We start from the raw sequence: 25,697 nt of genomic DNA, 5'->3' as shown, positions 1-25,697 counted from the left end.
GCACCGGGACGGTGCCGGCTAACAAACAAAAATTAAAATGGCTATTCTAGCTCATTCCGACCGACTTGTCCGCCCCGTTTTACCCCCTGCCGATGAGTCTCATTGGCAGGGGGAAATTCGGCTGGCCGTGCGCGATGCGGCGGAACTTTGCCGACGGTTGGACTTGCCCGCACCTGCTGCAGCAAGCCTGTCAGGAGCCAAAGATTTCCCGGTGTTCGTGCCGCCGAGTTACCTCGCCCGCATGCGGCCCGGCGATCCTGATGACCCGCTCCTTCGACAGGTTCTGCCGTTGGGTGCTGAGGAGCATACTGTCGCTGGTTTCACGACCGATCCCGTGGGGGATACCGCCGCGACTTTGCGGCCGGGTGTGTTGCAAAAATATGCCGGGCGGGCACTTTTGATTGCCACGGGGGCGTGTGCGATTCATTGCCGTTATTGTTTCCGGCGTCACTTCCCGTATGAGGAAGCGCCGCACAGCACCGCGGCGTGGGATGCGGCGCTCACGGCGATTGCCGCGGATGACACAATTGACGAAGTGATCCTCAGCGGCGGCGATCCGCTGATGCTGGTGGATACGCGATTGGCGGCTCTTGTGGAAAAGATCGCGGCGATTGAACATGTCACGCGACTGCGCGTTCACACGCGGCTGCCTGTTGTTGTCCCTTCGCGCGTGACTTCTGAGCTAATCGTTTGGATGACTACCACGCGACTCGCACCGGTGATGGTAGTGCATGTGAATCATGCTCAGGAGTTGGCTGACGATGTGGCGATGGCGATTGAAAAGCTGCGTCGTGCTGGTGTGACGCTCTTAAACCAAGCGGTGCTGCTGCGTGGGGTCAACGATTCGGTGAGTGCTCAGCAAGAATTGAGCGAGCGGCTGATTCAGTTGGGCGTTGTGCCGTACTATTTGCATCAATTGGATCGCGTCGCGGGGGCGGCCCACTTTGAAGTGTCCGTGGAAGAAGGCCGACGAATCGTAACGGAACTGCGCAAGCGGCTGCCGGGATATCTTGTACCAACCTACGTGCAAGAAATTGCCGGTGAAATGAGTAAGACAGTACTTCTATAAAATAGAACGCGGATGAACACGGATTTGGCGGATTTGCACAGATTAAAAATTGGTGTGCCTGATCCGTGAAGATCCGTTCAATCCGCGAAATCAGCGTTCCATTCTTAAATCTTTCATGTCCAAGATCAGCATCTACAACACGGCCGAGATAGAACGATTGCAACGGGAGTTGCGGATCGAGCCGCAGCGATTGCGCCGGTTGCGGACCGCTTTGTTCAAGCATTTTGAAAGCGACGAACAGGCGCTCGCTGAATTTGCGGAACGTGAGCATCTTGCATTGCATCCGTTAACGCTCGATTCGCGGCACGACTCGCAGATCGACGGGGCGTCGAAACTGTTGTTTCGTACTGCTACGGGTATGCTGATCGAATCGGTCATATTGCGCATCGCGACGGGGCGGACAACGCTTTGTGTTTCGAGCCAGATTGGTTGTGCCGCGGCGTGTGATTTTTGCGCGACCGGCAAGATGGGAATCGCTCAGAATCTCTCCGCGGCGGAGATTTGCGATCAAGTGTTGCAGGCAGGTCAAATTTTGGCGCCCGAGGGCCGCGCGCTCCGTAACATTGTCTTCATGGGAATGGGCGAGCCATTTCATAATGAAGAAAACCTGTACGCGGCCATTGAATGTTTGACTTCGCCGCGGATGTTTCATTTTTCGCCCGCGAAGATTCTTGTTTCCACGGTGGGGATTGCCGACGGCATGTTGCGCTGCGTGCGGCGTTTTCCTCAAGTCAATCTCGCGCTCAGTTTGCACAGCGTGCGGCAAGAATCGCGCGCGCAGTTGATTCCGCTCGCCAAGCGGTATCCGCTCGATCAATTGCAAGCGACCTTACGACAAGTGAATAGCCTGCAAAATAAAACCGTGATGATCGAGTACTTGATGCTCGCCGGTGTGAACGATTCGTTGGCGGAAGCGCACGAGTTGGTCGATTGGCTCGCGGGGCTCAACGTCCATGTGAACCTCATTCCTTATAATGCCATCGACGATTCGCCTCACCTGACCGGCACTGAAAAGTCTGAACGCGAGGCGTTTGCGGCGGTCGTCAAACAGGCCGGCATTCCCACGACGATTCGCTATTCCTTGGGTGCGGATATCGCCGCCGCGTGCGGGCAACTCGTGCGGAAAGAAAATCGCGAAGTGGCCAAATCGTTGCACTAGCTGGGTGTTCGCTATTTATCGACTTGGGCCAGCAGCGGCAATCGCTCACGGCTGGAAACAACCACGCCGCCAGGTTTCTCGATTGTGATTGCAAAAAGCGTGGGATCGACGATCGGCAGCTTCGCGTGAATCGGCACCAAGACTTCGTCTTCTCCGGCGGGAATATCGAAGACGCCGCCATCGACCGGGTACTTTTCATCCTGGGCCGTGTCGAAGATCCAAAGTTGATACTGGCTCTTCTTAGGATCATTTACTGGCAGGCCTTTGAAGCTCATGACCCCTTGTTGCCGTTTGTTGTCCCACAGGACTTCGCCGGTGGCTTGTTTGCCTGCTTCATCGGTGCCGGGTGCCCAGGCCACCTGAGTGAGACCTTCCTTAGCACGTGCTAAATCGGCTTTGAATTCAGCAACATTCGTTTCGTCAGGAATGAATTCCGCCACTTCTTGTTCCGTGGCTCGTGTGCCAAAGAACGCCGCAACCAGCAAGGCCGCCGCCGCGGTGAACCACGCCGCCATTTCTCGGCGGCTCAGTTGAGATCCTGCCGGGGGCAAAGTTCGTTTGGACTGAACACCAACCATGGCACGGCCATCGCTGGCGATTTTCGTAGCCAGCGCGGCGGGCAACTCATTCTGTTCGGTTACGGTCGCCAAATAGGCCATGGCCGCGACGCGATCCAGTTCTTCGGTATCGAACTCGGAGGAATTGGCGAGCAGTGTATCGAGTTCGGCCTGTTGCTCGGACGAAAGTTCGAACAAGGCCCGATCGGCCAAGAGTTCCAACAAGCGGTCGTAATCAGGTTGGGATGACATTATGCGCGCCCCTCCCCGCCGACTAAGGCCGCCTTCTCGAGTCCCATGAGTTCTCGCAACCGCAACAGCCCACGACGTGCATGCGACTTGACCGTACCCAGCGGCATCTCCAGTTGTTCCGCAATCTGGGTATGCGTCAGATCATCTTGCAAAGCTAACGTCAAAACCTGACGTTCGTCGGATTTGAGTCGCTGCATTTGCTGTCGGGCAAAAGCCACTTCGTCGGAGATTTGTGCCCAGTCGGTGGATTGAGCGGCGGGCTCGGCTGCAGAGGCGTCGAACGATGCCGGGGTGGGCCGACGTTGCAATTTTCGCAGGCGATCAATCAACCGGCGTCGGGCGATCATGGTGACGAACGTTGCCTCCGAACCACACGACGGATCGAATCGCTTGGCCTGCTGCCACAGTTGGACAAAAACTTCCTGAACTGCATCTTCGGCATCGGCAAGCGTGGGGCTCAACTTGCGCGCAATCGTCCAGACCAATCCACCATAGCGAGCAATACACTGCTCGACTGCAGTTGGATCGCCAGACGCAACGCGAGAAAGAATGCTTGCTTCTTCCAAGACGAGACCCAAATTTTTTTGAAGAAAGGGAGAGAGGGCTGCACAGGCAACCCTCTCCCGCAACTCAAATTACTTGGGCATGATCACTGCGTCAATGACATGAATGACGCCGTTCTTGCAGGGAATGTCGGTTTTGACCACATTCGCACCGTCGATCATCACCTTGCCACCCTCGACTTTGACAGTCGCTTCGGTGCCTTGGACGGTCTTGGCCTTCTTGAGCTTCACAACGTCGGCGGCCATGACTTTGCCGGGGACGACGTGATAGGTCAAGATCGCGACCAACTTGTCCTTATTCTCGGGCTTGAGAAGCGATTCCAAAGTTTCCTTGGGGATTTTGGCAAAGGCTTCATCCGTCGGAGCGAACACCGTGAAAGGACCTTCGCCCTTGAGTGTGTCGACGAGACCTGCTGCTTTCACGGCAGCCACCAAGGTCTTAAAACTGTCGGCGGCAACGGCCGTATCGACAATATCCATTTCCTCATCTTGCGCAACCACTTGCGAAACCATATGAACAACCGGCTTTCCTGAATAAGTGTGACGCGCAGTCTTTTGACTGTTGGGACAGGCGTTTGCACTGCTAGCCACTAGGGCCAATAAACTGGCAAAGGCAAAAATTGTAGCGATACGCATGACTGATATTCCTCCTGGGTTTGAGATGACATGACTTTCTGTTGAAGCGGCCACTTCAGAGGATGATTCGCGGTGAGAAAGCCCACGGATGCAGGGATTACCGTGGCATGCGGTTTGCCGAGAAATGCTGCCATTGTGCGTTAACTCGAGGAATTAAATACGGTTTGGGGTAGCCTTTTCCCCACTGGTACTGGCTGTCATAATCCACGGCTTATTACTAGTTATCAACGAGAATCTCTAGCTAGGGTTGTCATGCTCTCTGCGTTGCCGTTCGGTCAAGAATTTGTTTGGGGCGATCTGGGAATCGTCGGAATTCTCATTTTGCTGGAAGGGGTTTTGTCGATCGACAATGCCCTCGTATTGGGTTTGCTGGCGAAGCGGTTGCCGAAGCATCAGCGCCAGCGCGCTTTGACTTATGGCTTGGTCGGAGCATTCGTCTTTCGTTTCTTGGCCATCGCCGTCGCGACGTTTCTGCTGGAATGGACCGTCGTGAAACTTTTGGGGGGTGGCTATCTCGCTTATATCGCCATCAAGCACCTTTACTTTGAGAGGGATAATAAAGACGAACAGGCGGCCATCGATACTGAGGGAGAACCCGCCTTAATTCATCAAAGCACAGGTCTGCCACTGACGGCCGAGGAAGAAGAATCGGAAATCGAACAGCGCGTGCCGGTCCCCCACGCCACCGATATTATAGATGGCAAAGGGGCTGATGGCACAGCAAAATTCTGGCCCACGGTGTTTGTGATCGAACTGACCGACATCGCGTTTGCGGTCGATTCGATACTCGCGGCAATCGCTTTAGTCGGTCCTGTACCAAAGGGCCATTCCGAAACGGCCCTGCATCCTAAACTGTGGGTCATCATCACCGGCGGCATCTTGGGCGTGGTGCTGATGCGCTTTGCGGCGGTGATCTTTATACGACTTCTCGAAAAGTTTCCACGCTTCGAGTCCACGGCCTATTGGCTCGTGCTGTTGATTGGTGCGAAGCTGTTGGTCGATTGGGGCTTCAACACAAAGGATCATCATCCGGTCGATTTCCACGACTACCATTCGCCGGCGTTTTGGATCTTCTGGGTGACGATGGCGGTGACGTTCTGCACGGGGTTCTTGCCAAAGAAGGAAGAGAAAACCGCCACGTAGACACCGCCTCGGAACGAGGCGGGCTAACGGTACGTCAAACTGTTAGCCGGCACCGTCCCGGTGCCGTGAGTGCTTGCGTTAAATAGTGGTCTAATGTACACTAATCGCCATGATTGCTTTTCATGGCATTTTTACAGCGTACGGCTTTTGGCTGCCTAACGATCCTCGCGGGTCGTGGTCTGATTACGTGGCCGCTTGGGAACTCTTCCGTACAGGTGGCCCAGCGACGAAAGTTGACACGAGGCGCAGTGTCGCCCACATCAGGCATGATCAAAAGCAGCGTCTTGCAACGAAGCAATTGCTCCTGCGAGAGCCTGTGTTGTTCTCAGGAGTACAGGCTCGTCAAATTGCGAAAGGTTTCTCACGAGCTATAAGTCGCAGTGGGCACGAAGTGCTCGCCTGTGCAATTCTTCCTGAACATGTGCACGTCGTGGTGAAGGGCAGAACGATCCCGCCTCGGAATGTCATTGGGCATTTGAAGCGCGAAGCTTCGTTGGCCCTGAAAGTTGCCGGATTGCATCCGTTTCAGCTTGATTTCGAGCGCACGGGTGAATTGCCAGCTTGTTGGGCAGTAGGCTGTTGGAAGGTTTTTCTCGATTCGCCGGAAGCTGTTTGGCGTGCGATTCAGTACGTCGAAAACAATCCCCTGAAAGAAGGCAAGCAATTGCAGCGCTGGTCGTTCGTGACACCGTTCACAAACGGCATCGGAACGATGCCGGCTAACGGTTAGCCGGTGTCGTTCCGATGCCGTTACTTCCGCCCCCGCGCCAATTTTTTCTTCCGCGATTCGAGCGTTGTGCCGTTGGCGGTGCTGGGGGCGCTGGCCACGGGGTCGGCGGGGCCGTCGAGTGCGTCACCGCTTTTGATTTTCTTAAGCCGGTCGGTTGCGGCCTTCGCATACTCGGTCGAAAGCTCGGTGCCTAAGAACTCTCGCCCCAACTTCTTGGCGACGGCCAGTGTCGTGCCGCTTCCTGAGAAGGGATCGAACACAAGTTCGCCCGCGTTGCTGCTCGCGCGAATGATGCGTGCTAACAGTTGCTCTGGCATCTGGCAGCCATGAAAGCCTTGGCGTTCCTTGAATGTGCCCGCCACGCGCGAAAAGAACCATGTGTCCTGGTCGGGCGTGAAGCCATAGCGGTCGCTTTGGAAATCCTGTGGCCTGAGGATCCACGTATCGTCGGGGAGTCGCCCCTTGGGGTTCGCTCGCTTATCACCATAAACGAGCGCCCGTGCCGAGGGAACACGAATCTCCGGGTCCTCGGCGTTGAAGGTGAAGTTCTTTTCGTCCTTCACAAAATGAAACAAATGAGCGTGCGACCGACTGAACTTGTTTTTGCAATTCACGCCAAACGTGTAATACCAAATCACCCAACTGCGGGTCGTGAAGCCAATCTCACGTTGGGCGGCGACCTTGAGTTCGGCGGCATATTCATCGCCGATGGCCAGCCAGAACGTGCCCGAGGGACTCAGGATGCGATGAACTTCGCGAATCCAACTCGTGCACCAATCGAGATATTTCTGATCTTCTTGGCGGTCGTCGTATTGGTCGTATTCGTATCCGATGTTAAATGGTGGATCGGCGAAGACCAAATCGACCGACCCGGCGTCGATCTTCCGCATCAATGCGAGGCAGTCCCCTTGATGAATCTTCCCTGAAGCGAGCGACATAAGAATTGTGAGTTGCGAAGGAATGAGGCAGAATCTGTTTACGAATGATAACGCATTGCTCAATCTTCAACGAGAGGCACGCAGGAAACCATGAAATACGCCTTCTGCAACGAGATGTTTGGCGACGAGCCGTTTGAACAAGCGTGGGCTCAAGCGGCGGAGCTTGGTTACACGGGCGTGGAAATCGCGCCGTTTACGCTGTGGAAGCAAGACGAGCATTTCGATGCCCGCGCGGTTCCGAAATTCATGCGGCAACACGTGGCCAAGATCGCGGCTAACGCGGGATTGGAAGTTGTCGGCCTGCACTGGCTGCTGGCGAAGACGAGCGGTTTTTATTTGACGAGCCCCGATGCCGCGGTGCGCAGTGCCACAACCGATTATCTCAAAGCCCTGGTGCAGTTGTGCGGTGACCTGGGTGGCAAGGTGATGGTGCTCGGCTCGCCACAGCAGCGCAATCTCTTGCCGGGTGTGGGTTACAACGACGCCGAACAATACGCGGCGGAAATTCTGCAAGCCGTGATGCCTACCTGTGCGGACAACAATGTGACGATTGCCTTGGAACCGTTGGGGCCCGCCGAAGGTGATTTTATGTTGACCGCCGAAGCAGGAATTCAGCTGGCGAAGCTCGTCGATTCAACGCACTGCCAGTTGCATCTCGACGTGAAGGCGATGTCGAGTGAAAAGCATTCGATTCCCGTCATCATTGAGAGCAGTCGGGAGTGGCTCGTTCATTTTCATGCCAACGATCCGAACCTGCTAGGTCCCGGCATGGGGGACGTTGCTTACGGGGAGATCATGCAAACGCTGCACGACATCAAATACGACGGGTGGATTAGCGTGGAGGTGTTTAAGTATGAACCGAGTCCGCTGGAAATTGCGCGGGTGAGTATTGAGTATATGAAAGAGATTGAGATGGCGGTGGAGCGCGGTGGATAAATGAATAGAGCGAGTCAGCCCCGGGTGTATTGATGGCAGAACCATCAAATCACCCGGTGCTAAGTTTTTAGCCGCTGATCGTGTCGATGTTGTTGCCGAGGTTGGTGTAGTCGATTTTTTCTTGTGGGTTGGTGCCGTTCAAGAATTCTTCGACGTTGGTGTAACCATCGCCGTCGGTGTCGGCCGAGCCGTCGGAGGCTTGGGCGGCGTCGAGACCGTGCTCCTTCTCCCATTCGTCGGACATGCCGTCTTCATCGGCATCAGTAGGGACTTCGGCGGGATCGAATTTGTACTCGGGGTAGCCCCCCACCTCTTTCGGGTCAGCCACGATGCCGTTCTTGGTCATCGTTTTGCCAGTGCGAACCATTTCGGTCACCCGGGCATCGACGGCATCACGCTTGGGGAGCGTGGCCCCGGCGAGTTTCAATACAGTATCAAAAGCTTCGTGCGAGGTTTGCTGTTTCACGGGCCAGGCTTCAAACGGCGTGTTCACACGGGCGAGTTCATTACCCTCGCCGCGATCTTGTGACTTCATCCCGTTCCAATTGTCGGCGGTCACGTCCGGCGAGCCATCAAAATAGTTGCCCGCGACATACCATTTGCCGGGGCGCTTCGCTTCCTTCGGATACCAACCACCTGGTTCGAAGCGGCGGCCAGGTGAATACATATCGCGTTCTTCGATGCGGGCGATTGTGTCGCGCATCTCTTCATTCGTGGCGGGGCCTGGCTTGTAATAATTATTGATGACGTTGATCAACGAAGTTTCGTCGCCGCCATCCATCGTGCGGTGGGCCCAGTTGAACACAACATTGTTGCGGAAATCGAATTCGCCGCTCATGCCGATCGACGGATTGCGGCCCGTGTTGCAAGCAAACAAGTTGTGATGGAACGTGCTGTCCTCGCCCCCCCAGGTGCCACCGAACGCATGATGCTTGGCGTCGAGCGCTTCGCTGGTGATGCAATACTGTACTGTGAGATTCTTCACGGGGAGCTTGGTCTGGCTGCCATCTTCCTCGGGTCGCATGTAGCGATAGAGCGAAAGATTTTCGTCCATGCCCCAACTCGCCGAGCAGTGATCGACAACGATCTGCTCGATGGGATTGCCGCCAATGTTGTCGGAGCCTTGGCCCCCTTCGGTGAGACCGCGGCGAACGCGCAAGTGACGGATGATTACGTTGCGAGTGTTGATGTTGAGCGATGCATTGGCAAGGCAAATACCATCGCCCGGCGCCGATTGGCCGGCAATCGTGATGTCGGGGTGATTGATGTCGAGATTGCTTTCGAGTGGAATCACTCCGGCCACTTTGAACACGACGATGCGTGGGCCTTCGGCATCGATGGCTGCCCGCAAGCTGCCAGGGCCACTGTCGTTGAGATTCGTGACGGCAATCACTTTGCCGCCGCGCCCACCCGTGGCGAAGATGCCTCCGCCCCAAGCACCGGGGAACGCGGGGATGCCTTGCGGCGGGCGAAACGGCAACGGCGGAATTTGCCCTGGGGTCGGCTCGGCAACTTCGGCCGCTGCCGCGACGCTTGTGAGGACCAAGGAATGGAGAATGATGCTGCGAAGCAAGACGGTTGCGTTCATGGGGAGCCTGAATGCGATGGAAAGGAGAGATTTGATAGGAGGGTGTTCCGCGTGGGAACTCTTTAATTGTTGCTGATAGGCGTCAATAATTGAACGGCCTATCACGGGCGGTTTTTTGGAAACAAGGGGAAGAAAAACGCAGTGTGGGCCGTATACTGAAGTTTGTTGGAAGAATCTCATCACTATTCCGAGGGCGGCATGCCTTATTCATCCACTTCGCGGCGGGAGTTTCTGCGTCGCACGCTTTCGACAACCGCGGCGGCGGGGGTCGCACCTTATTTCGTTCCCAGCCGGTTGTTCGCACAGGGGACCGAACATCCCAGCGACCGATTAAGCCTCGGTGTGATCGGTTTGGGTTCGCGTGGGTTCGATATTGGCACAACGCTGGCGCCGTTTGGTAATGTCGTCGCGGCGTGTGATATCGATACCAATCATCGGGCGAAATATCAAAGCATGCTTGTGCGAAGTGGTCGCAATCCTGCGCATGGCTACGGTGATTATCGCGAAGTATTGGATCGGCCCGATGTCGATGCCGTGATCATTGCCACGCCCGATCACTGGCATGTGAAGATCGCGGTGGAAGCGATTCAAGCGGGGAAAGACGTTTACTGCGAAAAGCCGTTATCGCTCACGATCGATGAAGGGCGGCAGATGATTCGCGCGCTCGAAAAATCGGACCGCATCATGCAGGTCGGCACACAACAACGTTCGATGCAGCAATTCGTGGAAGCGATCGCATTGGTGCGCGCGGGACGAATCGGTGACGTCAAGAAGGTGACCATCGGCATCGATCGCGCGCCGTACAGCGAAGGGATCCCCACTGAGGCTGCTCCCAGCACGCTGGATTGGGACAAGTGGTTGGGGCAATGTTCGGCACGTGATTACCGGTTTGGTCCGAAGCTCAAGAAGTGGACGGCGGCGAAATCACTTGGCGATGGTGGCGAGGATGCGAGCAACGGCCATCAGGAATTTCGCTGGTGGTACGATTTCAGCGGCGGCAAGCTCACCGACTGGGGTGCCCATCACATCGACATTTGCCAGTGGCTATTAGGACAAAACGGCAAAGATGGCGGCGTGAAGAAGGTGACGCCGGTCAACGTGGAGCATCCCGTTGAGTTCGACGAAAAAGGCAATCCCAAGCAAACCGACCGTTATAACGTCGCGACGAAATATGAGTTTCTGTTGGAGTTCCCCAACGATGTGCAAGTGACCGTCTCGAGCGACGCCCGCAATGGTTTGCTCGTTGAAGGAACCAAGGGCCGCATCTTTGTGAATCGGGGTGGACTCGAAGGGAAGCCCGTCGACGAGCTCAAAGAGAATCCGCTTCCTGAGGATGCGCTCGACGAGGTGCGCGGCGTGGGGCATCCGTGGGATCACATGGCCGACTTTGTTCATTGCATCAGAACGCGCGAGAAGCCGGTGTCGGACGTGTGGTCGCATCACAAGGCCGTGACGACGGGCCACTTGGCGGCGATCAGTGGGCGCTTGAACCGCCCAATCGAATGGGACGCCGCAACGGAAACCATCATCGGCGACGACGTGGCCAACGCGATGCAAAAGCGCGAGCAGCGCAAGGGTTATGATATTCCGGAGGTTTAATTAACGAGCGGAATGCGATCGGTTAAACAATGCGGTGAACGGTCTCCGGTGAGAACGCCGGGATACACACGGCGATGTACTCCGCACCTTCGGGATCGGGAGTGCTGTAGCGCACCGTTTCGCCCGGTTTGGTGACGATGGCTTGACCGGGGTGGAGTTCGAAAATCTCGTCGCCGACTTCAATCCGCAACAGCCCGCGAAGGATCATAGTGATTTCCTCGAACTCAGGCGTTTGCGCGGGTTCGACCCAACCGCCGGGCGACACCATGCGTGCGACGCTCACGTTGGTGTGGCCTGAACTCACGCGGCCGGCGTATTCTTCGATGCGCTTGGGCTTATTCCCAGCGGCATTCACGATCACGGGGGCTTGAATGATTTGCGGCATGAGTCGCTCCTTGTCGGCTATTGCGCGTTGGCCTTTAGAATCTCGGAAACCGGTTCGTCAGGCGTCAGTTTACCAAATCGCGGCAAAAACATCGGCACGCGGTTGCGATATTCGCGATATTGCTCGCCAAAGTGGGCGATCAGATCGCGTTCCTCAATCACTGCCGCTCCCAGCATGTAAATTGTCAATATACCAGCAAAGAACATATGCCCCACGGTCATTGTCGGCGTGGCCCAAAACGCCAGGGCCCAACCGACGTAAAGAGGATGTCGCACATGTTTGTAAAACAGAGGTACGCGAAATTCCAACGGCTTGTATTGTTCCCCCCGAAAGTAGAACCATACCTGTCGCGTTCCGAAAAGGTCGAAATGATTGATCAGCAAGCTCACCGCGGGCACGAACAGCCAGCCGCAGGCAAATAGGCCCCAGAGCATCTTACGAAGCGCAGGATTCTGAGCATCCCAAACGACAATATCGATGCCCCGCCACAGCAACATCATCAACATCGTCACGACGCAGGAAAAAAGGACATAGGTGCTTCGTTCGACGGGTTGTGGTACGATGCGGGTCCATATCTGCTTAAAACCTGGCCGGGCCATGACCGAATGTTGCACGGCGAACAGACACAGCAACATAAAGTTGATCCCCAAGGCGGTTGGCAGTGTGATTCGCGCGCGAGTATCGATCGTCTTAGGTAGAAACACATTTCCTACGAAGCATGCCATGTAGGCATACGTTGCCAGAAAAAGCAAATGGCACCCGACTCCATAGATCAAAAACAACCATCGTTTCATAATTGGGACCTCACGGCAAAGAATTGATTTTTCGCTAAAGTATGTAGCGTCAAGTATCGTCCGTTTGTTACGCCCCGAAAGTTGACCAGAGGTCCACCAAAAGGTGGACTTGGAGTCAACTTGTGCTAAAAAACCCGTAAAAAACACGATGAAAACTCCTACCCGTCAACGTTTGGTCGACGCCGCCGGCAAACGATTTTATCGCGACGGCTTTCGCAACGTGGGAATTGACCAAATCTTGAGCGACGTGGGGATTAGTAAAACGGCGTTCTACAAGCACTTCGACTGCAAGGAAGACTTGATGCTTGCCGCACTGGAAGACCATGACCGATGGTTTCAGGACACATTTCGCGACTTAATTCGTGAACATGGTGGGCCGACTCCTCTGGGTCAGTTGCAAGCGGTCATGGACGTGGTCGAGATGGTCGTCAAGTCCGAGGACTTCCAGGGCTGTATTTTCGTTAACGCGGCGATTGAGTTTCCTTTGCCCCATGAGCCGGCCCATCAAGCGGCTCGAGCCAGCAAGCAAGCCATTGAAGAGATCGTCTATATGCTTGCTCTAGAAGCGCGGGCCCGTGAACCGCGCCGATTGGCTCAGGAACTCTGCCTGATCATGGAAGGGGCGTATGTCACACGGCACGTGAGCGGAAACCCTGCCACGGTGGACATCGCTCGTAGCATCGCGCGACAAGTAATCGCCAGCCAGTGCCCCGCCGCGGCCGAGTGAAGGTTTTGGTGTGTGTAAACCGTAGATTTTCGTGCGCGATTTCGATGCCAATTCTTCATCAAAATTTGCTAGAACAGAGTGAGTCGCTTAACCACTCGTTTGTGCTAAGGAACCCCGCCGTATGAAAAATACGTCGCTCAATCGTCGTGAAACATTGTCGTTGTTGGGTGCGTCGGCTTTAGGGGCCGCGGCGTGGGGAAGTTTCTCCGCACCCGCTCAAGCTGAAAAAGTCGATCCCTGCCGCAAGCGTTCGCTGCGCGTGGCGCATATGACAGACTTTCACGTTCAACCCGAACGCCGTGCCACCGAGGGGATGATCGATTGCTTGCATCATGTGCAGCAGCATGCCGACAAGCCGCATTTGATTCTCACCGGTGGCGATTCGATCATGGACAGTTATGGCGCCGACGACGCACGGACCAAACTGCAATGGAACATTTGGCAAAACACATTGAAGAACGATTGCTCGATCCCCGTGCGGTCGGCGATTGGCAATCACGACATTTGGGGTTGGGATAAATCGAGCAGCAAGACCACTGGCGAAGAGCCAAACTACGGTAAGCTCCGCTCGACGGAAATGCTGAAGCTGGACAACCGCTTCTATTCGTTCGACCAATGCGGCTGGAAGTTCATCGTGCTCGACAGCACGCAGCATCATCCGGAAGATCCGAATGGCTATTCGGCGTACGTCGACGAAGAACAATACGATTGGCTCGCCAACACACTCCGCGATACGCCCAAGACCACGCCCGTGCTGGTGCTGTCACACATTCCGATCTTGAGTGCCTCGGCATTTCTGTTCGCCAATCAGAAAGACAACAGCTTTCACTATGGCTGCGGCTTAATCCACACCGATTGCGTGAAGCTTAAAGATCTGTTCGCCAAGCATCCGAATGTGAAGCTCTGCGTGAGCGGACATCTGCACACGCTCGACCGCGTTGATTACAACGGCGTCACCTATCTTTGCGACGGAGCAGTCTGCGGCGGCTGGTGGAAAGGCCGCCACAAAGATTGCGACGAGGGCTATGCGATCCTCGATCTGTACGACGATGGATCGTTCGACCATCAATACGTGGAGTATGGCTGGAAGGCTGATAAAGCCTAACAGCCATCACTTCCACGATCTTGCCGCATTACAGTCTACAGTTACTTCCCCACCTTTGGCCGCCACTTTTTCTTCGCGGGGCGGCCTGCGGTGGCGCCGGCTGGGGCGGGGCGACGTTTGCGTGGCTTGCTGGCTACAGCATCCCCTTGGCCAGCGGCCGTCTCGCGTTGGGTATCACGCGTTTCGCTGCGATCGGATTGCGAATCGCCTTGGGGCTTCTTCGGTCGCGCGGGGCGGCGTGACTTGTTGCGGGGGGCGCCGCCATTTCGGGGAGTCGAATTGCCACGACTGCGGGACTGCGAATTGCCACGGGGTCCGCGGGATTGGGGCCGCTCGTCGCGGCTAGGTTCGGACTGACCTTGGTCGGCGTACTCGGGATGATTTTCCTCGACCACGATACGAAGCTTCGTGAGCTTTTCGATGCGTGACAAACGGGGCCGTTCGTCGCGATCGCAGAACGACGTGGCGAAACCAGTGGCGCCCGCCCTGCCCGTCCGGCCGATGCGGTGGACGTAGGTTTCTGGCACTTCGGGCAGTTCATAGTTGATCACGTGCGAAACGCCCCGCACGTCGAGACCGCGGGCGGCGATGTCGGTCGCCACGAGGATCGGTGGCTTTTCTGATTTGAACTCGTCGAGGGTTTTCATCCGCGCGGACTGGCTTTTGTTGCCATGAATCGCGGCGGCGCGAAGGCCGTGCTTGACCAGATGTTTGACGATCTTATCCGCGCCATGTTTGGTGCGGGAGAAAATCAAGGTCCGCTCGATCGCATTGGTTTGCAAATAATGCGCGAGCAGTTGTGGCTTGTTCTTGGCAGTCACAAAGTAGACCGACTGCTTGATGGCCTTGACTGTGGTCGCCGCGGGTGTGACTTGAATATACTCGGGATCACGCAGCCACTTATCGGCCAGCAACTTGATTTCGGCGGGCATCGTGGCCGAGAACATGAGCGTTTGCTCGCGCTGCGGCACGGCGGAAACAATTCGCTTGATATCGGGCAGGAAGCCCATATCGAGCATTTGATCGGCTTCGTCGAGGACAAGAATCGCGACGTTGGCAAGGTCGACGAAACCCTGATTCATCAAATCGAGGAGTCGGCCCGGTGTGGCGATCAGGATATCAACGCCCCGGTCGAGGGCGCGGACTTGGGGATTTTGGCTGACGCCGCCGTAGATCGCCGCGAAGCGTAAACCCGAATTGCTGCCGTAGGTGTTGAAGCTGTCGAGGATCTGAGCAGCCAACTCGCGCGTGGGGGCGAGCACCACCGCGCGCACCGGGCGATAGTTGGGATGATGGCGACGCTTGCCGGCTTGGAACGGTTCTTTCTTTTTGGCGAACAAACGATCGAGCATCGGCAGCGCGAATGCGGCCGTCTTGCCTGTGCCAGTTTGGGCGCAGCCCATGAGATCGCGTCCCGCAAGAACCGCGGGAATCGTTTGGGCTTGGATAGGGGTGGGCGTTTCATAGCCCTTTTCCTTGATGGCACGCAGCAAGGATTGGGACAAACCGAGGGATTCAAAACTCATGGGGAATTACTTTCTGGTGGGAAATATTCTGTCGTGCGCGAACCGTTTACGTGGGCTCAGCGAGACACTTGCATGGGTGAGTAAGTTAGTAGGTGCGTACGTGATGCCTGAGCAGGGCGTAACGTAGGTTAAATACCTACTCACGGACAAACCCGCTCACCAAATCTGCTACTGACGCGGTGCATCAAAGTGCACAAAGCTCCAAGAGCAAAGGTCTCCCGACGAACCCGTCGTGGAACCTGAGGAGCAAGAGAATCGTTCGCAATCTGAGGCAGGACCCACCGAAGCGGGCTAGCAGCATAGAAGGAATGATCCGCCGATGTGTCCATTCGCGGCGGTCTCGCACCTAATTTGTATGCGTAAGTGTAGCAGCTTTGCGGGCAGAGTCAATTGCCAAATCGCTAGGCCGCAGGCGGTTAGGGGAGTTCGTTCAAATCCAGCCGATACAGAATTTGGTTGTAATCGTAGCGTGGCGTCGCCGGGGGGCGGTCGGCGAAGGTTTGGGTGTAGGTCCCCTCGAACAACAAGATCGGCGAATCGGCGGGGGTTAATCCGGGGTGGAGCCGCGGATTGTAGAACGTGTAGTTGTTGTGCGTGACAACCTTGACGGCATCTTTCCAAGGGCCTGTCGGCTCGTCGGCCTCGGCGAACCAAATTTCTCCTAAGTGCGAAGACTTGCCGCCCATCTGCGTGAAGACGGCCACCCACTTCTTGCGATATTCATTCCAAGCGATCGAGCCACGATGGGGCGTGATTTGCTCTTTGCCATCAGCCGTAGGCACGGTTGCTTGTGGTTCAAGTTCTTGCCACGTGTCGGGGTTTTGCCAATCCTCGAAAGTTGGCGGGCACTTAAAACGTGGAAACGGATCGCCGATGAGCAACCACTCTTTACCTGCGCCATCTTTCCAGAGCGCGGGGTGCCCTTCGGGGCCAAAGGGTTGCTTCGGCTCGGCGTCGGACTTCGTCCACAGTTTTTTGAGCCGTTCAAAATTTTCGGTTTCGTCGTTCCAAACGCACAGCCCGCTTTCGTAGGAATCGAGCTTCCCTTTGATCTTCACATAGTGAGCGACGAGGCGTTGTTTACCCTCCTTGTCGGGGAGCACGACGTAACCGCTGAGCCACGTTGGGCCCTTGCCCGGCATAACGGCTACGTTGCGAGGACGGCCGGCTTCGTCCAGAAAATATTCGTAGCGGAGTTTCAATGGCGGCTCGAAACTTTCGAGCGGTTGGAGATCACTCGTGGCGCTCGTGGATTGAAACAGCCCCAGCGGATATTGCCGCAAGGTCGTGTCGCCCCAGGCCCAAAAGATTTTGCCGTTATGCACGGCGACTTGCACGCTATCGCATCCGAGGACGCCCGTTTCGGGCCAGTCGATGTGTTCACCAAGTTTCTGCGACTCGGCAAACAATCCTCCCCCGGTGAGGCGGCCAAGTCGTTTACCGGGAAGTTGGCGATTCACTTTCACCGTGAGAGTTCTTCCTGGCTCGGGGACGAGCCGCACGCCCCGCTTACTGAAGCCATCGGCGGGCACATCATAGCCGTGGCCTTCGACAGAAAACCAGGTTTCGCGGCCCATGAGTTCGGGCGCGTCGAAGGCGATCACCCCTGCGTTGTCCGAAACGAATCGCATTTGATGGGTGGTGCGTAGTTCAACCAACGGCACGGGCCAACCGTTTTCGGAGTCGATGATTTCGATGCGGCAGGGTTCAATGGCGTGGGAGCTTTGGCAGAGTGAAAAGAGAAGAACGACTGAAATGGTTTTGAACATGATGCTGCTCTTTTGTAGGCCGGAACGAGTTCTACGAAGTTCCGGCAACGCACCTGGATTCCCGCCTGCGCGGGAATGACGGAAGATGCCGGAACTGCGCGGAGCTTGTTCCGGCCTACGCAACAATAATCTTACACCGTTTCGATGACTTCTGCTTCCAGGGCGCGCAGGCGGGTCTGGCTCCAGAGGACAAGTCCATTGGCAATCAGCACCAGGATCGTACCGACGAGCATTCGCCCGGAGAGTTTTTCGCTGTCACCGAGCGTCAAATAACCGAAGATCAACGAGATGGGCAAATACAGATAAGAAAGAATACTGACGGTCGTCGTCGAGAGTTCGGTTGTTACATGGACCCACATGCCGTGGCCCACGAGCGCGATTCCTAGTCCCAGATACAGAATCAATGGAATCTCGCTGGGAATGATCGTCCAATCGGTGTAAGGCCAGAGCAGAAAAAACATGGGGAGGGCCAACGTAAATTGTCCCCACGTGCGAATGTTAACGTCGATGTCGGCGTTACGCTGGTGAATCAATGGCAAGACCGCGGCGGCGAGGCCGCTCAAGATGCCGATGATCAGGCCCACAGTGTGGTCGTTCTGAAAGCTGAACTCGGGAATCAGCAGATACGTGCCCACACAGGCGAGCGCCAAACCGAACAAATCGAGCTTCGAGACTTGCCCAAAACCAAACAGCCAACCCAACAGCAGCAAGTGCAAGCCGTAAGTCGAGAAACCAATCGCGCCGATGGCCGCGTTGGCAAGTTTGATGCTGGCGAAGAAGAGCAACCAGTGCAGACCGAAAGCAAATCCGACAAGTGACAGCGCCCACCAGGTGCGGCGGTTCCAGCTTTTGAATTCTTGGAGGGTTAGCTTGCCACGAAACAAGAGCAGCAACGTCATCCCCGCGCTGGCCAGCCCTAAGCGAACGATCCCTTGCGTGATCGTGTTGAGACTCACGGCTTTTACGCAGGCGGGGGCACTGGAGAAGATGATCACCGTGAAGAAGGCCATCAGATAGATGCTTATCGAACGCAAGGTGATTGTGTGCCGACGGGTGTGGGTAAGTGTCGCGAGCAACTGCAAATTGTGACGCGTAAAACCCTTCAGAAACAGGCGTAAATCCGGTGATTCGATGAGTTTGGCTGGTCCCGCGGATTTCTGGTGAGTAAGCTACGATAATTCATAACTCCCAGGAAAAGAGCATGCCCGATACTGATATTGAGACACCCCGCACAAAACTTAAATGGCCGTGGATTGTGGGTGGCTTGGTGCTATCGATCGCCGCGTTTGCCGCAAGCTGGGTGCTGACCGCGAATTATGTTTCGCAGCAGACCGTCGAGCGAACCTTTGTGATCGATCAGGATTTCACCAAAGTCCGCAAGATCATGGTCCGCACGAATGCCGCGAAAGAGATCATCACCATGGGGGGCACCAGCGAATTCGTCTCGCAAAAATGGGACGAGGCCAACGTGCAAGCCGAAGGGGGCAACATTGGCGAGGCATTACTCAAATCGGTGTTCTCCCCCGACCCGGGCTGGAAACTCGATTTGAAGGGTGAGCTCCAGGTTCGCACGCTCGACGACTACGTGGGGCATGAAGTCGTCACGTTGCAGCAGAACGTGGAAATCGATCCGAATTACATCAACTCCGAAACGCAATTGATCAAAGGGTCGCCCCGTTTGTTGGGTTACACGATGTCGACTCGGCTGGAGCGCGAGGGGGATCACACGCTTGTGACGCTGAAACTTACGCAAGCGATCAAAACACATGCCCCTTGGTTTGCGCACGCGATTGCCAATGATCGGGTCAGGGCTTCGGCGGCGCGGTCACTCGAGAAGCAAGAAGGTGCGATGATTAAGCTGATCGATGAGAACAAGGATAAGGATTGGTTGTTCCCGTTGAATTAGCGGTGTTTGCCCGGATCGCGTTGCGATCCGGCTAGGAGTACGGCTATCCCAATCAGCAGCGTTGTTGATGGCTCGGGGATCGCGGCGACTGACGGTGTCATGTCGGCATAAGTCACGCGCTGTTGCCACAACAAAAAGTCGCGGCCATCGGTGTCGCCATCACCGTCGGCATCCGCATTGGCGTTCACGCCGTAGCTCGCCTGCCAAATCGGCAAATCATCTGCGTCGAAGCGACCATCACGGTCGAAATCCGTAGGAGACGTGGGAACCAAAGCCAACGGCATCTGTTTCAGAAACTCACCGATGTAGCGCAGGTGCTCAAGATGCGAATCGCCATCGGTGCCAAGTGCGCCCCATAAGCGAAAGTTGCCAGTCTGTGCCGTGCGATAGAAATTGAGCGTTCCCAACCCGTTGGCTGTCGTGACTGTCGGCGCGATGCCGAGATACTGCATCAATTCATCGCCCGTTTCGCCAGTGCTTTCGTAAGTGTAAGTGGGGACCTGCGAATGACTGAAGAGGAACGTCTTGCTGCCATTCTTGGCCAAGTTAGCGAAAGTTTTGTAGTCGGCCAGCTGCGAATCGACCGACGTGCCATCTCCCGCAGTGGTGGCATACAACGAATCGGCGGCGAGCAGGCTATCGATTTGATTGCGATAATTGGACGATTTAAGAATCTCACGAACGGCGCCGTAGCCTGCGCTGAATGATGAAACTCCGATCTGATCCCAAGTGAGATTGCTGGCCATGCCACGTTGCACGCGCACGGTGGCGAGCGCTTCATCGAGCACGGTTTGGAAAAGATTCTGGTTACTGAATGGTGTCGTATAAGCGGCCGATAGACCGCTGTAGTTCACGGTCACTAAGATCGCGTTGAGATTCGCGTAGGCGGCGTTGTTGTAAAACGTCTGCGGATCGCCGTGGAAGTGGACCAACACGTCGGCCACGCTGTTAGGACGTTGAACGTACGTATTAGGAATAAAGACTTTCCAAGCGGCATTACTGAGCGTGTATTGCCGTCCGGTGGCGACGGGAAGTTGCGCGTGGGCGGTGGGCACGAAAGCAAACAATAACACTGCAAGTAAGACGGTACGCATGAGTGCATCCCGGACCGCGTGGCGGTCCGGCTAAAATCGTGTTAGCTTCGCTCGGCGTGATCGAACACCTTGTTAAAAGTTTCGCGCACTTTTTGGAAGGTGTCAAAAACTTTTTTATCGAGTGCACTGGGGTCGCTCATCCCCATCAGGAACGAAAGTTTGGCTTGTTCCCGCAATTCCTCGGGAAATTCATGACGTCCCGCGGCATCCATCAGGCGAATACGCGCTTCGATGCTGCGCTGAAAGCCGTACGCGCTGCGCAAAAAGAGGGCGTCGTCGGCACTCAAAACGCCAGCTTTTTCCAAAGCGCATAGACCAGCGATGGTGCCCTGCTTGCGAACTTCGGGCATTTCTTTGCCATGCTTGAGCTGTAACATCTGCACGAGGAACTCTGTGTCCATCGTGCCGCCGGGGCCACGTTTGAGATTGCGCTGCGATGCCGTTTCTTCGAGCTTCATGCGCATCGCGCGAATCTCCGTGGCATCGCTTCGTTGCCACGGCTTGCAATAGATCGCTTCGGTGACGGCTTCCATCGCGCGCGCCGCGGCGGCTGCGCTGCCGACGATCACGCGCGCTTTGCACAGCGATTGCCGCTCCCAAAGCTGACCGCCCCCTTCGTGGAAGTAACGAACAAATCCGGCGAGCGACATCGCCAAGGAGCCACTGCGACCCGTTGGCCGTAAGCGGGGATCGATCTCGTACAAGCGGCCATAGGGACCAAAATGGGTGGCCCGCTTGATAATCCGCTGGCTCAGCTCGCTGAAGAAATGATTGTTGCTGGTGTTCTGAATCGCGGAGCGCCGCGGGGCGTGAGTCATCCCCTCGGCGTCGTAGAGGAAAACCAAATCAAGATCGCTATGATAGTTGGGCTCGCGACCGCCGAGCTTACCCAGGGCCAGCACGATGAATTCACACGCCTCGCCGATACGTTCTGATCCCGGATGAAAGCGCCAATACGAAGGCAATTCGCCGTCGGTGAGCGGCACGCTCGACGGTTCGCCGATCCGCGGTTCGCCACGCTTCTCGATGAGCTTGGCATTTTCCAAATCCATGATCTGTCGCAAGCACACTTCCGCCACGTCGGCGAGGTCCGCATGCGTGACCTGGATGTCATCCTTCCCCAGGATGTCGCGCACGCCGATGGTCAGATGCTGCGAGGCTTTAAAGCTATGCAGAATTGGATCGCGATCTTCGGCACCACGCGTCAGTTCGGCGAGCGAAGCTTCGAGTGCGGCGAGATCTGGCATCCGCGCAATCAACAAGCTATCAAGCAACTCGTCGATCATGCCGGGATTGCTGGTCAGAATTCCCGACAGATAAGGACAAGCGGCACAAAGCGTGACGTACAAATTGAGCGTGGCATGATTGCTGCTGAAGAGTTCCCAGAGCGCGGCCTTGCCCCCTAATGAATCGCTTACACGACTGAGCGTGACGAGCGTGCCATCGGGGTCGGGCGTTTGCGCGATTGCGGCCAACAAGCGTGGAGCAATCGACGCCAAAAACATGCGGCAACGTCGTGTCGAGAGGAAGGGAATCCGCTCTTCGGCCAGCGACATCAAATTCGTATAGGCCGTGCGAGGATCGGCGAACGGATATTTGCCCAAGACGCGATCAATCGTTTCCGGTGCGGGATCGGGGTCATTCACCAAATCGACTTCGGGCTCGGTCTCGGCATCGTCGCCAAAGGCATCGTGCAGCAAGTGATCGAGAATCTTGCGATTCAGTTCGGTCCGCTGCTTGTAATCCTTGCGAAACAGATCAAGGGCCGTTGTGCCAGCGCGATCGGCGTAGCCCATCCGTCGGGCGACTTTTGCTAAATCAGCCGTCGCTTTGGGAAGTTGGTGCGTTTGCAAATCGTACATAATCTGCAAACGATGCTCGAGCTTGCGAAGATAGGCGTAATTCTCTTCGAGAATCGTACTCTCCTGATGCGTGAGTGCGCCGGCTTGATTGAGTTTGGTGATTGCTTCGAGCGTGTTGCCCGTGCGGACTTGCTCGAGCGCCCCGCCGTTCAAAAGTTGCAGAAATTGAATCACGAACTCGATATCGCGAATCCCACCCATGCCGGTTTTTACGTCGCTGGACGCCAATTCGCCGCTGGTGCTGTGATCTTCAATTCGCCGCTTAAGTGACTTGATACCCGTGATGTCGGTGAGGCTCAAATAGCGGCGATAAATCCAGGGCTCCAAGCGAGCCAGATATTCGTACCCAAGTTCCATGTCGCCGGCGATGGGACGCGCCTTCACATAGGCTTGGCGTTCCCAGGTGCGGCCACGCATGTCGTAATAGCCAAGGGCTTGCTCAACACTGACACACAGTGGGCCTTGGCGACCTTCGGGCCGCAGGCGCATATCGACCCGATAGACAAAGCCCAAATCGGTGGTTTCGGTGAGCAGACTGATCAATTCTTGCGCGACGGCCGTGCAGAACTCGTGGCTGTTATCTTCACGTGAGCCATTGCCGTTGAAGCCTTGATACAGGAAGACCAGATCGATGTCGCTGGAATAGTTGAGTTCGAGCCCGCCGAGTTTTCCCAAGGCCAACACCACGAAGCGTGGCGGGGCATATTGCCGGCCATTGTTCGGATTTTTGCGCTTCCAAACTTTCCGCTGCGCGAACTCGAGCGCCGCTTCCACCGTCGCATCAGCCACATAAGAAATCTGCCGCGTAATCTGCGCCACGGGCACGCCCAGTACGAGATCACCGTAAGCGATCCGCAGAGTTTCCCGACGTTTGAAACGCCGCAAAGCCGCGAGCACGTCTTCTTCATTCTCCAAACGGCGTATATCGGTGAGCAATTCTTCGATTAGCAACTCACGCGCAACAGGCCGTCCCTCGGTGAGCCGCAAGAGCTCAAAGCTCTCGGGGTCGGCACACAACTGATCGCTGAGGTGCTGGCTGCTGTTGAGGATTAAAAGAAGATTAGGGAGCGCGACCGGATCGCGCTCAAACAGCGCGGCCATCGACAGCGGGCTGCGGGACGCCAGGAAAAAACGCTCGAGATTGTTGAGCGCCATGTCGGGATCGGCCAACTGCGGCGCGGCGTCGGCAAACTGATCCAATAGAATCGAAAGCAAATCGAGCGGCACGAGGCTCGCGAGCTTGGTGAGATCGGTATAGGCCGAGCGCGAGTTGGCAATTCCCAACGAAGCGAGCCACGGCTCAGCTTCTTCGCGCGAATTGAGCACGCTCTGCAGTTGATCGATCTCAATGGCGAGCTTAGACACCAGGCAAATCTCGTCGCTACGGATGTTCCGATTTGCGGCAGCAAACGGCGAGGCCGTTGTTCATGCAAGCTGCCGCGGACCGCGATAGGACTATCGCAGTCTGCTGACCCTTTGCCTGGATCGTCGATGCGCTCGATTATTAGCACCAAGTGGTCGACTTGAGAGGAGCGCGTGCCGCCAAGTACGCCACTCTGCTTCCATTGTCCCACCGAATGAAGGGAAAATCAACGGCAACCACTAAGCTTTCAACGAAAACAACTCGGGGCCAACGTGTTGCGTGACGACCGCGCCAAACAGCGTGTGGGCGTTGGCATCGTAAATCGTGATCGGGAGCGTTTGGCCAATCTGGCGGCGATTGCCGTCGAAAACGACGATGCGGTCGCACAATGTCCGGCCGGTGAGTTGCAATTGCTGTGCGTTGGGATCGTCGGATTTTTCGCTGGCTTTGCTGGGGCCTTCCACGAGCACTTCAACGTTGCGACCCAGGAACGAATGATTGTCGACTTCGCTGATCATGTTTTGCATGGCCAGCAGTTCGTTATTGCGGCGCTTTTTCACTTCTTCAGGCACGTCGTCGGGAAAGAGCTCCGCCCCCTTCGTGCCGGGACGCTCGCTGTATTTGAAGATGAAGCTGTTCTTAAAGCGTTGTTCGTGAACGAGCTTGCAAGTCAGTTGAAAATCATCTTCGGTTTCGCCGCTGAAACCGACAATGAAGTCGCTCGTGACGGCTGCGTCGGGAATCAACGTGCGGATGCGATCCATCATCTCGCGATAATCTTCGATCGTGTAGCCGCGTTTCATCCGTTCGAGCATGCGGTTCGAACCACTCTGCGCGGGAACGTGCAGGTACTTCGCGCACTTGGGCAAGTCGCGCACGGCAATCAACAAATCGTCGGTCATATCTTTGGGATAATTCGTGACGAACTTGATGCGGTCGATGCCATCGATTTCGTGCAGCGAGTAGAGCAGATCGCTCATCCGCGTGATGCCGCCGTTTTCGCGATAGCGATAGCTGTTGACCGTCTGGCCGAGCAGTATGATTTCTTTGCATCCTTCGCCGGCCAGTTGCCGAGCTTCGGCAAGGATATCGGCGGGATGCCGACTTTGCTCAGGGCCGCGGACGCTGGGCACGATGCAATAGGTGCAGAACTTGTCGCAGCCGATCATGATCCGTACGTATGCTTGATAAGGCGTGGGACGCATTGTGGCGTCGCGCAGCGGATCGAAACTTTCGTGGCTGCGCTCGATTTGTTGCCGCGTGCCGTCCTTACGGCCCAAACTCACTTCCATTTTCTGACCGCCACCCGCTTCGATGTCGGCGATCAAGTCAGGCACCTGATGCAACTGGCCGGGGCCCACGATCAAGTCAACGTAAGGAGCTCGTTCGAAGATCAGCCGTTGATCTTTCTGAGCCATGCAGCCCAATACGCCGATGATCTTGTTGGGATTCTTGACCTTGGCATTCTTGAGGCGGCCCAAGGCACTGTAGATCTTGTCCTCGGCATGTTGCCGCACGCTGCAGGTGTTGAACAGAATTGTGTCGGCATCGCCCGTGTTGTCGGTCAGCTCGAAACCACGCTTGCGCAAACTGGCCACGACGAGCTCGCTGTCGAGCACGTTCATCTGGCAACCCACGGTTTCGATGTAGAGTTTTTTGGTCATTGAGGCGGCCGACTAACTCACGCGGCTTCTTTCTTTTTGGATTTCTTTTTCTTCTTTTGCATGTCGGCCATTTGTTCGCGGACTTGGCTGATCAATTGGTTCCGCCGACCGGTCATCAGCCGCACGAGTGCCATGATGGCGACGTAGCCGGCCACGCACACTATGAATATGTCCCAGCGATCCATCAGAGAACTCCCAAATCGATTCGGACGATTGCCTACGCGCGGCCAATCCATTGCCGCGAACCCTTATGATACACGGCGGTGGGGGTCTGGGGCGAGGCGGAAATTGTGGTTCTGACAGCAGTACAAATGACAAATACGCCAGAAAAT

The 25,697-nt window shown here is 56.0% G+C and carries 23 protein-coding genes; 9 read left to right on the top strand and 14 right to left on the bottom strand.

Going from position 1 to position 25,697, the window contains the following annotated elements:
- Positions 1 to 37: 37 nt before the first annotated feature.
- Together epmB and rlmN are read left to right on the top strand one after the other, a co-directional pair.
- A complete protein-coding gene (gene epmB, locus SH678x_RS01965) occupies positions 38 to 1,069 on the top strand; it encodes an EF-P beta-lysylation protein EpmB (protein WP_496921205.1) in 1,032 nt (343 codons plus the stop codon).
- Between the two features lie 115 nt (positions 1,070 to 1,184).
- A complete protein-coding gene (rlmN, locus tag SH678x_RS01960) occupies positions 1,185 to 2,228 on the top strand; it encodes a 23S rRNA (adenine(2503)-C(2))-methyltransferase RlmN (RefSeq protein WP_496921204.1) in 1,044 nt (347 codons plus the stop codon).
- Positions 2,229 to 2,239: 11 nt separating this feature from the next.
- Here rlmN and SH678x_RS01955 read toward each other — a convergent pair whose 3' ends face one another.
- The 3 genes from SH678x_RS01955 to SH678x_RS01945 all read right to left on the bottom strand — a co-directional run bounded on the left by SH678x_RS01955 (position 2,240) and on the right by SH678x_RS01945 (position 4,113).
- Positions 2,240 to 3,037, bottom strand: coding sequence for an anti-sigma factor domain-containing protein (locus tag SH678x_RS01955; RefSeq protein ID WP_496921203.1), 798 nt, complete (start codon positions 3,035 to 3,037; stop codon positions 2,240 to 2,242).
- Positions 3,037 to 3,603, bottom strand: coding sequence for an RNA polymerase sigma factor (locus SH678x_RS01950; RefSeq protein ID WP_496921202.1), 567 nt, complete (start codon positions 3,601 to 3,603; stop codon positions 3,037 to 3,039). The genes SH678x_RS01955 and SH678x_RS01950 overlap by 1 nt, the downstream gene beginning before the upstream one ends.
- A 69-nt stretch (positions 3,604 to 3,672) precedes the next feature.
- Positions 3,673 to 4,113 (bottom strand): fasciclin domain-containing protein, encoded by a 441-nt coding sequence (locus SH678x_RS01945; RefSeq protein WP_496923049.1) that lies wholly within the window; start codon positions 4,111 to 4,113, stop codon positions 3,673 to 3,675.
- A gap of 375 nt (positions 4,114 to 4,488) precedes the next feature.
- Here SH678x_RS01945 and SH678x_RS01940 point away from each other — a divergent pair, with 375 nt between their 5' ends.
- Positions 4,489 to 5,379, top strand: a complete 891-nt coding sequence (locus SH678x_RS01940) for a TerC family protein (protein WP_496921201.1) — start codon at positions 4,489 to 4,491, stop codon at positions 5,377 to 5,379.
- A gap of 109 nt (positions 5,380 to 5,488) precedes the next feature.
- Positions 5,489 to 6,109, top strand: a complete 621-nt coding sequence (locus SH678x_RS01935; RefSeq protein ID WP_496921200.1) for a transposase — start codon at positions 5,489 to 5,491, stop codon at positions 6,107 to 6,109.
- 20 nt (positions 6,110 to 6,129) lie between these two features.
- Here SH678x_RS01935 and SH678x_RS01930 read toward each other — a convergent pair whose 3' ends face one another.
- On the bottom strand, positions 6,130 to 7,047 hold the full coding sequence (locus SH678x_RS01930) for a DNA-methyltransferase (RefSeq protein ID WP_496921199.1): 918 nt from the start codon (positions 7,045 to 7,047) through the stop codon (positions 6,130 to 6,132).
- Between the two features lie 90 nt (positions 7,048 to 7,137).
- Here SH678x_RS01930 and SH678x_RS01925 point away from each other — a divergent pair, with 90 nt between their 5' ends.
- A complete protein-coding gene (locus tag SH678x_RS01925) occupies positions 7,138 to 7,983 on the top strand; it encodes a sugar phosphate isomerase/epimerase family protein (protein ID WP_496921198.1) in 846 nt (281 codons plus the stop codon).
- Between the two features lie 67 nt (positions 7,984 to 8,050).
- On the opposite strand, the gene SH678x_RS01920 is transcribed toward SH678x_RS01925, so the two are convergent.
- Complete coding sequence (locus SH678x_RS01920) at positions 8,051 to 9,571, bottom strand: pectate lyase (protein ID WP_496921197.1); 1,521 nt, start codon at positions 9,569 to 9,571, stop codon at positions 8,051 to 8,053.
- 198 nt (positions 9,572 to 9,769) lie between these two features.
- Between SH678x_RS01920 and SH678x_RS01915 the strand changes: the two genes are divergently transcribed.
- The gene (locus SH678x_RS01915) at positions 9,770 to 11,170 is read left to right on the top strand and encodes a Gfo/Idh/MocA family protein (RefSeq protein ID WP_496921196.1); all 1,401 of its coding nucleotides are present in this window, start codon (positions 9,770 to 9,772) and stop codon (positions 11,168 to 11,170) included.
- Positions 11,171 to 11,192: 22 nt separating this feature from the next.
- Here SH678x_RS01915 and SH678x_RS01910 read toward each other — a convergent pair whose 3' ends face one another.
- Together SH678x_RS01910 and mddA are read right to left on the bottom strand one after the other, a co-directional pair.
- The gene (locus SH678x_RS01910) at positions 11,193 to 11,555 is read right to left on the bottom strand and encodes a cupin domain-containing protein (protein WP_496921195.1); all 363 of its coding nucleotides are present in this window, start codon (positions 11,553 to 11,555) and stop codon (positions 11,193 to 11,195) included.
- 17 nt (positions 11,556 to 11,572) lie between these two features.
- Positions 11,573 to 12,349, bottom strand: coding sequence for a methanethiol S-methyltransferase (gene mddA, locus SH678x_RS01905; RefSeq protein ID WP_496921194.1), 777 nt, complete (start codon positions 12,347 to 12,349; stop codon positions 11,573 to 11,575).
- 148 nt (positions 12,350 to 12,497) lie between these two features.
- Here mddA and SH678x_RS01900 point away from each other — a divergent pair, with 148 nt between their 5' ends.
- Positions 12,498 to 13,076, top strand: a complete 579-nt coding sequence (locus tag SH678x_RS01900) for a TetR/AcrR family transcriptional regulator (RefSeq protein WP_496921193.1) — start codon at positions 12,498 to 12,500, stop codon at positions 13,074 to 13,076.
- A 121-nt stretch (positions 13,077 to 13,197) separates the two neighbouring features.
- On the top strand, positions 13,198 to 14,181 hold the full coding sequence (locus tag SH678x_RS01895; RefSeq protein ID WP_496921192.1) for a metallophosphoesterase family protein: 984 nt from the start codon (positions 13,198 to 13,200) through the stop codon (positions 14,179 to 14,181).
- 41 nt (positions 14,182 to 14,222) lie between these two features.
- Here SH678x_RS01895 and SH678x_RS01890 read toward each other — a convergent pair whose 3' ends face one another.
- The 3 genes from SH678x_RS01890 to SH678x_RS01880 form a co-directional block, all read right to left on the bottom strand.
- On the bottom strand, positions 14,223 to 15,707 hold the full coding sequence (locus SH678x_RS01890) for a DEAD/DEAH box helicase (protein WP_496921191.1): 1,485 nt from the start codon (positions 15,705 to 15,707) through the stop codon (positions 14,223 to 14,225).
- Between the two features lie 416 nt (positions 15,708 to 16,123).
- Complete coding sequence (locus SH678x_RS01885) at positions 16,124 to 17,476, bottom strand: hypothetical protein (RefSeq protein WP_496921190.1); 1,353 nt, start codon at positions 17,474 to 17,476, stop codon at positions 16,124 to 16,126.
- A gap of 131 nt (positions 17,477 to 17,607) precedes the next feature.
- Positions 17,608 to 18,486: a DMT family transporter gene (locus SH678x_RS01880; RefSeq protein WP_496921189.1), complete on the bottom strand. Its 879-nt coding sequence runs from the start codon at positions 18,484 to 18,486 to the stop codon at positions 17,608 to 17,610.
- Between the two features lie 191 nt (positions 18,487 to 18,677).
- On the opposite strand from SH678x_RS01880, the gene SH678x_RS01875 reads away from it, so the two are divergent.
- Positions 18,678 to 19,382, top strand: coding sequence for a hypothetical protein (locus SH678x_RS01875; protein WP_496921188.1), 705 nt, complete (start codon positions 18,678 to 18,680; stop codon positions 19,380 to 19,382).
- Here the strand turns inward: SH678x_RS01875 and SH678x_RS01870 are convergent.
- The 4 genes from SH678x_RS01870 to SH678x_RS01855 form a co-directional block, all read right to left on the bottom strand.
- The gene (locus SH678x_RS01870; RefSeq protein ID WP_496921187.1) at positions 19,379 to 20,476 is read right to left on the bottom strand and encodes a hypothetical protein; all 1,098 of its coding nucleotides are present in this window, start codon (positions 20,474 to 20,476) and stop codon (positions 19,379 to 19,381) included. The genes SH678x_RS01875 and SH678x_RS01870 overlap by 4 nt on opposite strands.
- A 41-nt stretch (positions 20,477 to 20,517) precedes the next feature.
- Entirely contained in the window at positions 20,518 to 23,703 is a 3,186-nt protein-coding gene (locus SH678x_RS01865; protein ID WP_496921186.1) for a [protein-PII] uridylyltransferase family protein, read from the bottom strand.
- Between the two features lie 237 nt (positions 23,704 to 23,940).
- Positions 23,941 to 25,365: a tRNA (N6-isopentenyl adenosine(37)-C2)-methylthiotransferase MiaB gene (gene miaB, locus SH678x_RS01860; RefSeq protein ID WP_496921185.1), complete on the bottom strand. Its 1,425-nt coding sequence runs from the start codon at positions 25,363 to 25,365 to the stop codon at positions 23,941 to 23,943.
- Positions 25,366 to 25,382: 17 nt separating this feature from the next.
- Complete coding sequence (locus tag SH678x_RS01855; protein WP_496921184.1) at positions 25,383 to 25,550, bottom strand: hypothetical protein; 168 nt, start codon at positions 25,548 to 25,550, stop codon at positions 25,383 to 25,385.
- Positions 25,551 to 25,697: the final 147 nt, after the last annotated feature.

Source organism: Bythopirellula superficialaquae (assembly GCF_059632245.1).
Note: the sequence above shows the minus strand (reverse complement) of the source record. Positions and strands in the feature narration are given on the sequence as shown.